Source organism: Streptomyces violens, from assembly GCF_000717745.1.
GTDB lineage: Bacteria > Actinomycetota > Actinomycetes > Streptomycetales > Streptomycetaceae > Streptomyces > Streptomyces violens.
Map to the genome: position 1 here is coordinate 129,154 of NZ_JOBH01000011.1, position 13,346 is coordinate 142,499.

Here is a 13,346-nt window from a genome sequence, read left to right on the forward strand (position 1 = left end):
TGTTGTGCGGCCGGGTCGGAGAGTGCCCGATCTGATGACGCAGTGGCGTTTCTGCGGATGTCACCGTCCTGTGTGAGGGACCCGTCGGCCATGTGGTGAGCAACCTGTCCTTTAAGTGGTGAGGAATCTGTCCTCTACGTGGTGAGCAGCCTGTCCTCTACGTGGTGCGGAACCTGTCCCTTACGTGGTGATGAACTGGTTCATGTACTTCCTCACCGCTTGCCCGTGGGCGGCGTGGAGCGGTCGTGACTGCGCAAGGATGGGGCCATGAATGCCATCATCTCCGCTACCGAACTGGCGAGCGAGCTGGCGGGCGGGACGCCTCCGGTGCTCCTCGATGTCCGCTGGCAGCAGGGCGGCCCGTCCGGGCACGCCGAGTACGCGACCGGCCATCTGCCCGGTGCCGTCTACGTCGACCTCGACGCCGATCTGGCCGGGCCCGCGGGCTCCGGGGGCCGCCACCCGCTGCCGGACCCGGAGGACTTCGCGGCGGCCATGCGCGCGGCCGGTGTCTCCCGGGACCGCGCGGTGGTCGTGTACGACGGCGGACAGGGCTGGGCGGCGGCCCGCGCCTGGTGGCTGCTGCGCTGGGCGGGACACGAGGACGTACGCGCCCTGGACGGCGGGCTGCCGGCCTGGCGGGCGGCGGGCGGCGAGTTGACCGACGAGGAGCCCGCTCCGAAGCCCGGCGACTTCACGGCGGCGCCCGGGGCGGTGCCGGTACTCACCGCCGACGAGGCGGCCGCACTGGCCCGGCGCGGGGTGCTCCTGGACGCGCGGGCAGGGGAGCGCTACCGGGGCGAGGTCGAGCCCATCGACCCGGTCGCCGGCCACATCCCGGGCGCACGCTCCGCCCCGACGGTCGACAACGTCGCCGCCGACGGCACGTTCCGGCCGGCCGCCGAACTGGCCGAGCGCTTCAGCGCCCTGGGAGCCGCGCCGGGCGCCGAGGTCGGGGTCTACTGCGGCTCGGGCGTCTCCGCCGCGCACGAGGTGCTGGCGCTGGCCGTGGCGGGCGTTCCGGCGGCCCTCTACGTCGGCTCCTGGAGCGAGTGGTCGGGCGACGCGTCCCGTCCGGTGGCCACGGGGCCCGAGGCGGGCTGAGAGGCGAGCCGGGGGCGGTACGCGGGCGGGTGCGAGGGGATCGCACCCGCCGGGGCCGCCCTGCGGCGCGGGACCGTTACGCGGCGAGGGGGGCGGGAGCTCCCGCGGGACCGTTTCCGTACCGGCCCACCGCCCGCAGTACTGCCCGCGGCACCGTTACGCGCGGGCCGGCCGCAGCCCGCAGGACCGTTTCCGCACGCGGGCAGCCCAAGGCCGGAATGCGCCTCGGGCCGACCGCTACGAGGTCAGGCGTCCGGCTTCTTGCGCCGCGTACCGAAGACGATCTCGTCCCAGCTGGGCACCGCGGCGCGGCGGCCGGGGCGGACGCCGTCCGCTTCGGCCTGGCGGTCGGTCGTGCCCGTGAGCCGGTCCCGGTGTCCCGCGACGGCGCGCGGCATCAGTACGTCGGCGTACGCGGAGCCGGCGCCCGCGCTCGCGGCCGGGGCGGCCTCCTCCTCGACCTCGGGCTCCGTGGCCGGCTCGTCGTCCGGCGGCGTCTTCGGCTCGGGGACGACCAGGTCGCCCCGGAAGCTCGGTACCGCCTCCAGCAGGCTGGTCAGCGAGTCGCGCGGGTCCCGCTCCTCGGTCTCCTCGACGGCGGCCGAGGCCGAAGCCGAGGTCGCGGGCGCGTCCTCCTCGGGGGCGGCCGGCGGCGCGGGCCGCTCGGCGGGCTGCGGACGGTCCAGGGTCCGGTCCAGCGGCCGGTCCCGGGGCAGTCGGGCGATCCGCGGTACGAACGGGAAGCTCGGCTCCGGGCTGTCGTCGGTCTCGCCGATCAGCGCCCGTGCCTCGTCGTCCACGGCCTGCACGAGCCGCCGGGGCGGGTCGTACGTCCAGCTCGCGGAGTGCGGCTCGGCCGCGACGCGGTAGACGAGCAGTACCTCCCAGGTGCCGTCGTCGCGGCGCCAGGAGTCCCACTGCACGCTGTCCTTGTCGGCGCCGCGCAGCAGCAGCCGCTCGGCGACCGCCTCGCCCAGCTGCGGACCGGTGTTCTCGCCGGGCCGGCGCACGGGCGTCTTACGGGCGCGCTCGGCCATGAACGCGCGTTCCGCGAGTACCGGGCCCTCGAAGCGCCGCACCCGGTCGACGGGGATGCCGGCGAGCTGCGCGACCTCCTCGGCGGAGGCACCGGCCCTTATACGGGCCTGGATGTCGCGTGGCCGGAGGTGGCTCTCCACCTCGATCTCGATCTGGCCCAGGCGTGCGCGGTCATTGCGCACCGCGGCACGCAGCCGCTCGTCGATCGGCAGCGTGTACTCGGTGCTGTCCGCAGCCTTGAGCACCAGCCGTGTGCCGTCGTTCGAGACGGCCACGACACGCAGTTCGGGCATGGGGACCTCCCGGGTGGTGCCTGCCGACGTCACGTGCGTCGCTGCTTCCGCTAGTCGAGTGTGGCCTGCCCGGGTGCAGCCTGCCACAACATTGCCGAGTTGCCCGGCGTGTCAGGCTGTGGCCCTGAAACGCCGTTATGACACGGTAACCAGTTTGCAACCTCCGGTGACCGTGCCGGTTGCCCTGTGTACCAGCACCCCGTGCCGAGTGGCGGCGCCCCGGGGCGAGAGCCGCCTTGCGGGCCCCTCCCGTGGGTCCGGGCAGCCGGACGGGAAACCGGGGCCAGGATTCGCAACAGTACTCCATTCGGACCACCGGAGTGGGGCGCCGCGCCGCCAAGTTTTCCCTGCCCAGCGGAGTTCGGTCGCCTTGTCGACCTCTCTACTTATGCGATCGAATGGCGAGCCGCACGGAATCGTGTGACCTGGTTCACAAAAACGCCAGAAATGGAACTATCCAGTCCGCCTAAATGTCCCTTCTCTGTGCAAGACGGATCGAAGCGTCGCTCAAGGGCCGAGGATGGACGACAGAACCGAAAGCAAGACAAAGAAGACCGGGAAGGAGAAACGGATCGACCTGAGCGTCGCCCAGGTGTCGGGCAGTGCGCTCGCGGCGGCGGTCGCCGCATACCTGGCCGGGCGGCTCGGCGTCTACGGGACGGTCATCGGCGCCGGCGTGGTCAGCGTGGTCGCCACCACCGGCGGGTCGATCTTTCAGCACCTCTTCCGGCGTACCGGGGAGCAGGTCAAGGAGGCGACGGTCAGCACGCGGCCCCGGCCGCGCCGCCGCCAGCAGCTCGGCAGCCGGATGACGGCCCCCAGTACGGGTGCGCGCGGGGCGACACGCGTCAGGTCCGCGTCCTCGGCGGGCGTGACGATGGTGCTCCCGACGTTCGACCGCGGCGGTACGGAGGACGAGATCACCTCCGTGGCGGCGGCCAAGAACGCCGACGCGACCCGGCCCCTGCCCCGCCCGTCGGCTGCCGAGGAGACGCAGGCCCTCACCGCCCTGCCCGCGGATGACGAGACCCAGGTCCTCACCGCCTCGCCCGCGGCCGACGAGACGCAGGTCCTCAGCCCGCCCGGCGCGGAGGACGCGACCCGGCCTGTGCCGCAGCAGGACACGCGCACGATGGCGCTGCGTACGGTGGCGGAGCCGCCCGGTGGCGCCTCTGTGGCGGAGACCCCCGAAGAGACCCCCGACGCGGAGTTCCGGACGCTGTACGGCACCCGGCTGCGCGGCCGGCGCCGCACCTTGCTCGCCGCGCTCGCGGTCTTCCTGCTCGCGATGGCCGGGGTCACCGCCTTCGAGCTGGCCACCGGGCACGACGCCGCGGGCGGCAACGGCACCTCGGTCAGCAACTTCTTCCGCTCCGGCGGGGGCGGCGACAGCGCCCCGACGACGCCGACGCCGCAGCCGAGCACGACCACCGAGGACACGGACCGCGGCGGCGCCACTGAGGAGCCGACCCCGCAGCCGGACGCCACGGACGGCAGTACGGACAGCGGTTCCGAGGCGCCCTCGGGGGCGGACAGCGGCAGCGACACGGGGAGCGGCTCGGACGACGAGACCACCGCGCCCAGCCCGTCGCCGAGCGACGGCGACGAGTCCCCGGACCCGGAGCCCACGCCGACCGACCGCGCGGACGACGGCGCGAGCAGCAGCCCCGACACCGGGAGCGGCGCCGACGGCGCCCAGGACACCGGCCAGACCCCGGCCCCCGGCTCCTCCTGAGCGACGCCGGGCAGCCCGGGCCCGGGGCGCGCCCCGCGTCAGTCCCCGAGCACGCGACGCAGGTACGCGTTGCCGAACACCCGCTGCGGGTCCAGCCGGTCCCGCAGCACGGTGAACTCGCCGAAACGCGGGTAAGCAGCGGCGAGGTACTCCGCGTCCCGGGTGTGCAGCTTGCCCCAATGGGGCCGGCCGCCGTGCGCGGTCATGATGCGCTCGGCGGCCGTGAAGTACGCCTGGTGGGGCGTGCCCCGGTACATGTGCATCGCTATGTAGGCGGTGTCCCGCCCGGAGGCGGTGGACAGCGGGATGTCGTCCCCGGGTGCGGTGCGCACCTCCACGGGGAAGCTGATCCGGAAGCCGGAGCGCTCGACCAGGGCGCGCAGCTCCTGTAGTGCAGCGACCGCCGCTTCCCGGGGGACGGCGTACTCCATCTCCACGAAGCGCACCCGGCGCGGGCTGGTGAACACCTTGTACGGGATGTCGGTGTACGTACGGGCGGACAGTGCGCGGCTGGAGAGCTTGGCGATGCCGGGGATGGTGGCGGGCAGTGCCTTGCCGACCGCGCAGGCCACCTGGAAGACGCCGTTGGAGAGCAGCTCGTCCTCGACCCAGCCGCTGACGGCGCCGTTCGGTGCCGCGGGTCCCTGGCTCCGGTTGTTGCGCTTGGTGCTGCAGTTCCCGGTGTGCGGGAACCAGTAGAACTCGAAGTGCTCGTTCTCCGCGACGAGCGCATCGAAGTCCGCGGTCACCCGGTCGAACGGCATCGGCTCCTCACGGGCGGTGAGCAGGAACTCCGGTTCGACGGCGAAGGTCAGCTCCGTGAGGACGCCGAGCGCGCCCAGGCCGAGCCGGGCCGCCGCGAAGACGTCGGCGTTCTCCTGTGCGGAGCAGCGCAGTACGGAGCCGTCGGCGGTGACCAGCTCCAGGGCCACGATCTGCGCGGAGAGCGAGGCGGAGTCCCGGCCCGTGCCGTGCGTACCGGTGCTGGTGGCGCCCGAGACGGTCTGCTCCATGATGTCGCCCATGTTGGCCAGCGACAGGCCGTGCGCGGACAGTGCCGCGTTCATGTCCTTCAGGGGCGTGCCCGCGGCCACGGTGACGGTCCCGGCGGCGCGGTCCACTCTCCGTATGCCGGTCAGCCGTTCGGGCCGTATGAGGAGTCCTTCGGTGGCCGCCGCGGGCGTGAAGGAGTGGCCGGTGCCGGCCGCCTTCACGGTCAGCCCCTCGGAGGCCGCCTGCTGTACGGCCGCCGCCAGTTCCTCCGTGGAGGCCGGTGCCACGCTCCGTACGGGGCGGGCCTCGACGTTTCCCGCCCAGTTACGCCACACGCTCTCCCGAGCCGCTCCGGTCACTGTCATCTGCGCCCAGCCCTCCCGTCACCCGGGGCGAGGGTGTCCCCGCCCGCGTCGCCGCCGGCCGCAGCCGGCGGTATCCGAGGAACGCGACCGCGGCCGCGAGCGCTCCGGCCGCGACCGGCACGACGTACCCCGTACGGGCCCCGGCCGCGTCCACCACCCAGCCGGCGGCCGACGAGCCGAGCGCCACCCCGACCGCGAGCCCGGTGCTCGTCCAGGTCATTCCCTCGGTCAGTTGCGCACGCGGTACGTGCTGTTCGACCAGGGCCATGGTGGTCACCATCGTCGGTGCGATGGTCAGCCCCGCGACGAAGAGCGCCACGGCCAGAAACGGCAGGTTCCCGACCAGTTGGAGCGGGATCATACTCACGGCCATGGCGAGCACGCCCAGTACCCAGCGCCGCGCTGCCGGGCCCGAGGGGCGCAGCATCCCGAAGACCGCGCCCGCCGCGCAGGACCCCAGCGCGTAGACCGCCAGGACGAGGCTGGCCGCGCCCTTGTGGCCCTCGGCCTCCGCGAAGGCCACCGTGACCACGTCGATCGCACCGAAGATCGCACCGGTGGCCGTGAAGGTGACGACGAGGACCTGCAGGCCCCGGGAGCGCAGCGCGGAGCCCTTCGTGTGGTGCTCGCGCGGATGCGGTACCGGTTCGGTCGCGCGCTGCGCGGTCAGCCAGAAGACGCCCGCCGCCAGGAAGACGGCGGCCAGCAGGGGCCCGGCCTCGGGGAACCACGACGTGGAGAGCCCGATGGCGAGGATCGGGCCGACGATGAAGCAGAACTCGTCGACGATCGACTCCCAGGAGTACGCGGTGTGCAGCATCTCGGGGGACCCGTGGTGCACCGCCGCCCACCGGGAGCGCACCATCGCGCCGACGCTGGGCACGCAGCCCGCGCAGGCCGCGAAGACGAAGAGCGTCCAGTCGGGCCAGCGCTGCTGTGCCGCCGTCAGCAGGGCGGCGATCGCGGCCAGTGCGACGAGGGTGGCCGGGCGCAGCACCCGGCGCTGGCCGTGCCGGTCCACCAGCCGGGAGATCTGCGGCCCGAGCACGGCGGCGGAGAGCGCGACGGTCGCGGAGAGCGCGCCCGCCAGGCCGTACCGGCCGGTGAGCTGGGAGACCATCGTGACGATGCCGATGCCGGTCATGGAGAGCGGCATGCGCCCCAGGAACCCGGCGGCGGTGAAGGACTTCGTGCCGGGCCGGGCGAACAGGGCGCGGTAGGGACTGGGCAAGGGGGCGCTCCGCCAAGTGAAGGTCCGCGGGAACCGCGGTGAGCCGGGTCAGGACGGCAGTAAGGAACGTACTGCAGCCATACAGCTTACGGGTGGCACTCCGTCGGCGCCTCCGGTTTTCCGGCTGTCAGTGGCGGGTGGGAGGATCGGGACATGCCCGAACAGTCAGTGCCTGCTCCCTATGACGCCCTGCTCCTCCTCTCCTTCGGGGGTCCCGAAGGCCCGGACGACGTGGTCCCGTTCCTGGAGAACGTGACGCGCGGCCGCGGCATCCCCCGTGAGCGCCTCAAGGAGGTGGGGCAGCACTACTTCCTGTTCGGCGGCGTGAGTCCGATCAACGCGCAGAACCGCGAGCTGCTGGACGCGCTGCGCAAGGACTTCGCCGAGCACGGCCTGGACCTGCCGGTGTACTGGGGCAACCGCAACTGGGCGCCGTATCTGACCGACACCCTGCGCGAGATGGTCCGCGACGGTCACCGCCGCATCGCGGTGCTGGCCACGAGTGCGTACGCCTCGTACTCGGGCTGCCGGCAGTACCGGGAGAACCTGGCGGACGCGCTGGCCACCCTGGAGGCCGAGGGCCTGGAGCTGCCGCAGGTCGACAAGTTGCGGCACTACTTCAACCACCCCGGCTTCATCCGCCCCATGGTCGACGGCGTGCTGGCCTCGCTCGCCGAGCTGCCCGACGAGGTCCGCGCGGGCGCCCACATCGCGTTCACCACGCACTCCATCCCCACCGCCGCCGCCGACACCTCGGGGCGCCCGGAGGAGCACACCGAGGGCGGTGAGGGCGGGGCATACGTCGCGCAGCACCTCGATGTGGCCCAGGTGATCGCCGACGCGGTGCGCGAGGAGACCGGTACGGCCCACCCCTGGCGGCTCGTCTACCAGTCCCGCAGCGGCGCCCCGCACATCCCGTGGCTGGAGCCCGACATCTGCGACCACCTGGAGACGCTGCACACGCAGGGCGTCCCGGCCGTCGTGATGGCCCCCATCGGCTTCGTCTCGGACCACATGGAGGTCAAGTACGACCTCGACACGGAGGCCACGGCCAAGGCCGCCGAGCTGGGCCTGCCCGTGGTCCGCTCCGCCACCGTCGGCGCCGACCCGCGGTTCGCCGCGGCCGTCCGCGATCTGCTGCTGGAGCGCGCGGCGGCCGAGCGCGGCCGCTCCCCGGAGCGCTGTGCCCTGGGCGCCCTCGGGGCGAGCCACGACCTCTGCCCGGTGGGCTGCTGCCCGGCCCGCTCGCCCCGGCCCGCCGCCGCGGGCGCCGACTGGAGCGGCGCGCCAGCGGAGGCCTGATGCCCGTCCCGGGCCGCCCGACGGCGTGCGGCCCGGCTGCCCGGCCCGCGGGCGCCCGCCCCGCGGCGGCCCGCGGACCTGCCGTACGCAGCACCCGCGGGGCCTTCCGTACGAACAAGGAGCACCGTGTCCGACCCCCTGAAGGACGCCCCGCTGCACAGCGGTGAGCTGAAGGACGAACTTCTCGCGCTGGCCCTGGAGGCCGCCCGCCGGGCCGGTGAGCTGCTGCGCGACGGCCGCCCCGCCGATCTCGGCGTGGCCGCCACGAAGTCCAGCCCCATCGACGTCGTCACCGACATGGACATCGCCTCCGAGAAGCTGATCACCGGCTTCCTGTCCGAGCGCCGCCCCGAGGACGGCTTCCTCGGCGAGGAAGGCGCCAGCGCGGAGGGTTCCAGCGGGGTGCGCTGGGTGATCGACCCGATCGACGGCACCGTCAACTACCTCTACGGGCTGCCCTCTTGGGCCGTGTCCATCGCCGCCCAGAAGGACGGCGAGACGGTCGTCGGGGTGGTCGCGGCACCGATGCGCGGCGAGACCAGCCACGCCGTTCTCGGCGGCGGCGCCTTCCTGAACAACGCGCCGATCCGGGTGCGCCCCGCGCCGCCGCTCTCCCAGGCCCTGATCGGCACCGGCTTCGGATACGTCGCCGAGCGGCGCGCCGCGCAGGCGGCGGTGCTGGGCTCGCTGCTCCCGCGGGTGCGCGACATCCGGCGGGGCGGTTCGGCCGCCATCGACCTGTGCGACGTGGCCTGCGGCCGGCTGGACGCCTACTACGAGCGCGGGCTGAACCCCTGGGACTTCGCGGCGGGCGAGCTGATCGCCCGTGAGGCCGGCGCGCGCACCGCCGGCCGTCCCGGCGAGCCGGCGTCCCACGAGCTGACCGTCGCCGGTTCCCCGGCCGTGTTCGAGGCGCTGCAGCCTCTGCTGGAGGATCTGGGCGCCTGGCACGACTGATCCGGCCCCCGGGACCCCGGGGGCCGCGCACGCCGCCGTACGGCCCGTACAGGCGTCCAAGTACGACCGGTAGTCCAGGTGCAAGCGGACGTCCAGGTACGACAAAGCGCCCCGGCACCGTCCCCTCGGTGCCGGGGCGCTCTTCGTCGCGCGCGTGGGGTCAGGCGCTGGGCGCGCCGACCTCCACACCGTGCTCAGAGGCCAGGCGCTGCAGGTCCTCCAGCTCGGCCTGCTCGACATCGGCGAGGAAGTCGTCGCCCGTTTCGCGGGCCCGGTCCAGGTCGGCTTCGGTGTTCTTTATGCGCTGCAGAATGCCTGCGGTGAACGCGTCCATGGTGCGCCCCCTCGTCGTGGGTCGGTGGCACGGGGGTGTGCCGACGGGTGTGGGCCCCTCGTCCACGGGGGTGTGGCAGAGGGAGATCACGGCGTGGTCCCTGCGGGCTGCCGGCCGGTCACGGTACGGCGTCGTGCAGGGCGTGATCGCGAGTGTGCAATCGTCCTCCCCATGCGGAACCTCACGGAAACCTCAGGCGGACGGTGAATCCTGCCGATCGGGTGCCCGCGTCCCCGCCATCGGCGGCCGCACCTGCTCTTACAGCCGGTTTACGGCTCTTCGGGGCAGGATGGATGTGCTCGAAATATGTGTGCGCCCTGTTCGGCGGGGCCGTGAGGAAGGACTAGCGACGTGCGTGTACTCGTCGTCGAGGACGAGCAGCTGCTCGCCGATGCGGTGGCCACCGGGCTGCGCCGGGAGGCCATGGCGGTCGACGTGGTGTACGACGGCGCGGCCGCGCTGGAGCGCATCGCGGTCAACGACTACGACGTCGTCGTACTGGACCGCGACCTCCCGCTGGTCCACGGCGACGACGTCTGCCGCAAGATCGTCGAACTGGGGATGCCCACCCGTGTGCTGATGCTGACCGCCTCCGGCGACGTCAGCGACCGCGTCGAGGGCCTGGAGATCGGCGCCGACGACTACCTCCCGAAGCCGTTCGCGTTCACGGAGCTGACCGCGCGCGTACGGGCGCTGGGGCGGCGTACGACGGTCGCGCTGCCGCCCGTACTGGAACGGGCGGGCATCAAGCTCGACCCGAACCGCCGCGAGGTCTTCCGCGACGGCAAGGAGGTCCAGCTCGCGCCCAAGGAGTTCGCGGTGCTGGAGGTCCTGATGCGCAGCGAGGGCACGGTCGTCTCGGCCGAGCAGCTGCTGGAGAAGGCGTGGGACGAGAACACCGACCCGTTCACGAACGTCGTCCGGGTGACCGTCATGACGCTGCGCCGCAAGCTCGGTGAGCCCGCGGTGATCGTCACCGTACCGGGCTCCGGCTACCGGATCTGACGGGCATGGCCACGACACCCGCGGCCCCTCAGACGCCGCCCGCACCGCCCAAGCCCACCTGGGACCCGAAACCGCCGGTCCGCCCGTTCCCCTGGCTGCGCCCGACCATCCGTATAAGGCTCACGCTGCTGTACGGCGGCATGTTCCTGATGGCCGGCATCGTGCTGCTCGCGATCATCTACATGCTGGCCGCCAACGCGCTGCAGGACGGCAACCAGCTGCCGTTCAAGATCATCGGCTCGGACTTCCGGATCGTCACCGACCGCTGCCCCGGAGCGGCCACCAACAACGTCGACCAACTGAACTCCGCCATCAACACCTGCATCTCGCAGCAGCGCGCGGTGGCCCTGAACAACCTCCTGAACCGCTCCCTGATGGCGCTGGTCGGTCTGACCATCGTCGCGTTCGCCTTCGGGTACGCGATGGCGGGCCGCGTCCTGTCGCCGCTCGGCCGCATCACGCGGACCGCGCAGCGGGTGGCCGGCTCCGACCTGCACCGGCGGATCGAGCTGGGCGGCCCGGACGACGAGCTGAAGGAGCTCGCCGACACGTTCGACGAGATGCTCGACCGGCTGGACCGCGCGTTCGAGTCGCAGCGGCGCTTCGTGGCGAACGCCTCGCACGAGCTGCGGACGCCGCTGGCGATCAACCGCACGCTCCTCGAAGTACAGCTCGCCGACCCGGAGGCGTCGCCGGAGCTGGCCCAGTTGGGCAAGACCCTGCTGGCCACCAACGAGCGCAGCGAACAGCTCGTCGAGGGCCTGCTGCTGCTCGCCCGCAGTGAGAACAAGATCGTGGACCGGAAGCCGGTCGACCTCTCCGAGGTCGCCTCGCAGGCCATCGAGCAGGCCCGCGGTGAGGCCCAGACCAAGGGTGTGGAGCTGCGCGGCGTACGCAAGCAGGTCTTCGTGCAGGGCAGCGGCGTCCTCCTGGAGCGCATCGCGCTGAACCTCGTACAGAACGCCGTGCGGTACAACATCCCCACCGGCGGCTGGGTGGAGGTGACCACGGAGGCGCAGCCCGGATGGGCGGTGCTGGTGGTCTCCAATACGGGCCCGGTGGTCCCCGCCTATGAGGTGGAGAACATCTTCGAGCCCTTCCGGAGGCTGCGTACGGAGCGCACGGGCAGCGACAAGGGCGTGGGGCTCGGCCTGTCCATCGTGCGGTCCGTCGTCCGGGCGCACGATGGCACGATCACCGCGGTGCCGCGGGAGGGCGGGGGCCTGGACATGCGGGTGGTGCTCCCGGTGTGAGTGTTCCGGCCAAGGCACCCGCGGGTCCGGCTTGACGCGGCGGCGGGTGTCCGGTCATCCTTCGCCCCGAGTTCGCTTTGCGCGGAATTCGACCGGTCCGTTCGTTGGCCCGGACGTGTGTGATCGCTCACAGGCGCGAATTCCGGGCCATCTACTCTCCGTGATCGCCAAGCCCCTCTGAAGGCCGGGAAAATCCGGGTTTCCCGGGGGTCCGATCACGGGAAGTACACGGGATGGCAAGCGCGAGGTGCGACTTTAGGACCGTGTACGGTCCTATCGCCATCCAAACCGATCACCTCTTCAGGGGTGCGGTTGGGTGTCGATTGAGTAACAGACCTTGATGTGAGGCAAAATCTCCGCCTCAGGTCGGGCACAAGTCCGGCCTCTCACGCGTTACGAGCGCTGAGACACCGCAGACACCCAGAGGGGGAGAGCGACCATGGCTACGGATTACGACACACCACGCAAGACCGATGACGACCTCAACGAGGACAGCATCGAGGAACTGAAGTCGCGGCGGAACGACAAGTCCGCCTCGGCCGTCGACGTCGACGAGTTCGAGCAGGCCGAGGGCCTGGAACTGCCCGGCGCCGACCTGTCCAACGAAGAGCTCGCCGTGCGGGTCCTGCCCAAGCAGCAGGACGAGTTCACGTGCATGAGCTGCTTCCTGGTCCACCACCGCAGCCAGCTGGCGGCGGAGGACAAGAACGGTCAGCCCATCTGCCGCGACTGCGCGGCCTGAGGGCGGGCCGAGGCCGTGGCGCGCGCACCGCACCCGGCCGGGGAGCCGACGGCTTCCCGGACAGGCGCCGCACGCCTCCGCGGCCACCGGGACGACAGCGTGAGGTGAAGCTCAGTGAGACCGTTCCGCAAAGGTAAGCAGGGTGAGACCGGTCCGGCGGCCGGCGCACGAACACGCGAGGAAACCGCGCCCGTGCCCGCCGACCAGGCCGCCCTCCCCGCGGAGCGGCACACCGGAGCGCTGAGGGAGCGTGGCCGCACGGCCACGCTCGCGGCCAGAGTGAGCGACGGCGCACGCAGAGGTGGTGCCGGCGCGCGGTCGGGACTCTCCTGGACCGCCGACCGGATCATCGAGAACGCCCCGCGGATCCCGGTCCGCGACCTGGCCACGCTGCGCCGCCAGTTCCCCGGCCTGACCCCCGAGCAACTGGCAGACAAGCTCGTCGCCGGAGCGACGAAGGGCAGCGCCACCGTCGGCGCGGGAGTGGGCGCGGCGGCCATGATGCCGGTGCCGCCCGCGATGCCGGCCGAGCTGGCCGCCGAGGTCATCGGCGTCGCCTCGGTCGAGATCAAGCTCATCGCCGAGCTGCACGAGGTGTACGGCGTGCGTCCGCAGGGCGGCCTCCGGGCCCGCGGCCTGGCCTACGTCCAGTCCTGGACGGACGAGCGCGGCGTGGACGTCGCGAAGCCCGCCACGCTGAATCTCGCGCTCGGCGGCCAGATGAGACGCGAACTGCGTCAGCAGATCATGAAGCGCATGATGCGCAATCTGCCGAGCATGACGCCGTTCATGATCGGCGCCGCGGTCGGTGCGTTCATGAACCGCCGGGACACCGCCAGGCTGGCAGACAGGATCCGTAAGGACCTGCGCCGCCGCCAGGTCCCCTGGGACGCGCTCCCGGACCCGGCCCCGGCCCCCGTGCACAAGCGGCTCACAGGCCGCGCCGGACCCGGCCTCCTCGGCCGCCACAAGCCCGGCCAGGACGCCTGACCTC

Annotated in this window: 12 protein-coding genes; 8 read left to right on the top strand and 4 right to left on the bottom strand. The window is 72.5% G+C overall.

All coding sequences use genetic code 11. The features are described 5' to 3' along the window. Window positions 1–267: 267 nt before the first annotated feature. Window positions 268–1,104 carry a sulfurtransferase gene (locus IF04_RS0122590; RefSeq protein ID WP_030260842.1) on the top strand — a complete coding sequence of 279 codons (837 nt, stop codon included), beginning with the start codon at window positions 268–270 and terminating at the stop codon, window positions 1,102–1,104. A 245-nt stretch (window positions 1,105–1,349) separates the two neighbouring features. On the opposite strand, the gene sepH is transcribed toward IF04_RS0122590, so the two are convergent. After that, complete coding sequence (gene sepH, locus IF04_RS0122595; RefSeq protein ID WP_078600646.1) at window positions 1,350–2,468, bottom strand: septation protein SepH; 1,119 nt, start codon at window positions 2,466–2,468, stop codon at window positions 1,350–1,352. 487 nt (window positions 2,469–2,955) lie between these two features. Between sepH and IF04_RS0122600 the strand changes: the two genes are divergently transcribed. Next, complete coding sequence (locus IF04_RS0122600; protein WP_030260847.1) at window positions 2,956–4,170, top strand: hypothetical protein; 1,215 nt, start codon at window positions 2,956–2,958, stop codon at window positions 4,168–4,170. Between the two features lie 38 nt (window positions 4,171–4,208). On the opposite strand, the gene IF04_RS0122605 is transcribed toward IF04_RS0122600, so the two are convergent. Continuing rightward, window positions 4,209–5,528, bottom strand: coding sequence for a D-arabinono-1,4-lactone oxidase (locus IF04_RS0122605; protein WP_030260850.1), 1,320 nt, complete (start codon window positions 5,526–5,528; stop codon window positions 4,209–4,211). Next, window positions 5,488–6,759 (bottom strand): MFS transporter, encoded by a 1,272-nt coding sequence (locus IF04_RS0122610; RefSeq protein WP_030260853.1) that lies wholly within the window; start codon window positions 6,757–6,759, stop codon window positions 5,488–5,490. Before IF04_RS0122610 ends, IF04_RS0122605 begins: the two co-directional genes overlap by 41 nt. A 153-nt stretch (window positions 6,760–6,912) precedes the next feature. Between IF04_RS0122610 and IF04_RS0122615 the strand changes: the two genes are divergently transcribed. Continuing rightward, a complete protein-coding gene (locus IF04_RS0122615; RefSeq protein ID WP_030260856.1) occupies window positions 6,913–8,061 on the top strand; it encodes a ferrochelatase in 1,149 nt (382 codons plus the stop codon). A 126-nt stretch (window positions 8,062–8,187) separates the two neighbouring features. Then, entirely contained in the window at window positions 8,188–9,018 is an 831-nt protein-coding gene (locus IF04_RS0122620) for an inositol monophosphatase family protein (RefSeq protein WP_030260860.1), read from the top strand. Window positions 9,019–9,178: 160 nt separating this feature from the next. Here IF04_RS0122620 and IF04_RS39135 read toward each other — a convergent pair whose 3' ends face one another. Then, window positions 9,179–9,352, bottom strand: a complete 174-nt coding sequence (locus tag IF04_RS39135; RefSeq protein ID WP_169746148.1) for a hypothetical protein — start codon at window positions 9,350–9,352, stop codon at window positions 9,179–9,181. 351 nt (window positions 9,353–9,703) lie between these two features. Here IF04_RS39135 and IF04_RS0122630 point away from each other — a divergent pair, with 351 nt between their 5' ends. The 4 genes from IF04_RS0122630 to IF04_RS0122645 all read left to right on the top strand — a co-directional run bounded on the left by IF04_RS0122630 (window position 9,704) and on the right by IF04_RS0122645 (window position 13,342). After that, window positions 9,704–10,357 carry a response regulator transcription factor gene (locus tag IF04_RS0122630; protein WP_030062975.1) on the top strand — a complete coding sequence of 218 codons (654 nt, stop codon included), beginning with the start codon at window positions 9,704–9,706 and terminating at the stop codon, window positions 10,355–10,357. 5 nt (window positions 10,358–10,362) lie between these two features. Beyond that, on the top strand, window positions 10,363–11,610 hold the full coding sequence (locus tag IF04_RS0122635; RefSeq protein WP_030260866.1) for a sensor histidine kinase: 1,248 nt from the start codon (window positions 10,363–10,365) through the stop codon (window positions 11,608–11,610). Window positions 11,611–12,049: 439 nt separating this feature from the next. Next, window positions 12,050–12,352 (top strand): DUF4193 domain-containing protein, encoded by a 303-nt coding sequence (locus IF04_RS0122640; RefSeq protein WP_003982531.1) that lies wholly within the window; start codon window positions 12,050–12,052, stop codon window positions 12,350–12,352. 192 nt (window positions 12,353–12,544) lie between these two features. Beyond that, window positions 12,545–13,342, top strand: coding sequence for a hypothetical protein (locus tag IF04_RS0122645; protein ID WP_245654469.1), 798 nt, complete (start codon window positions 12,545–12,547; stop codon window positions 13,340–13,342). Window positions 13,343–13,346 lie beyond the last annotated feature (4 nt).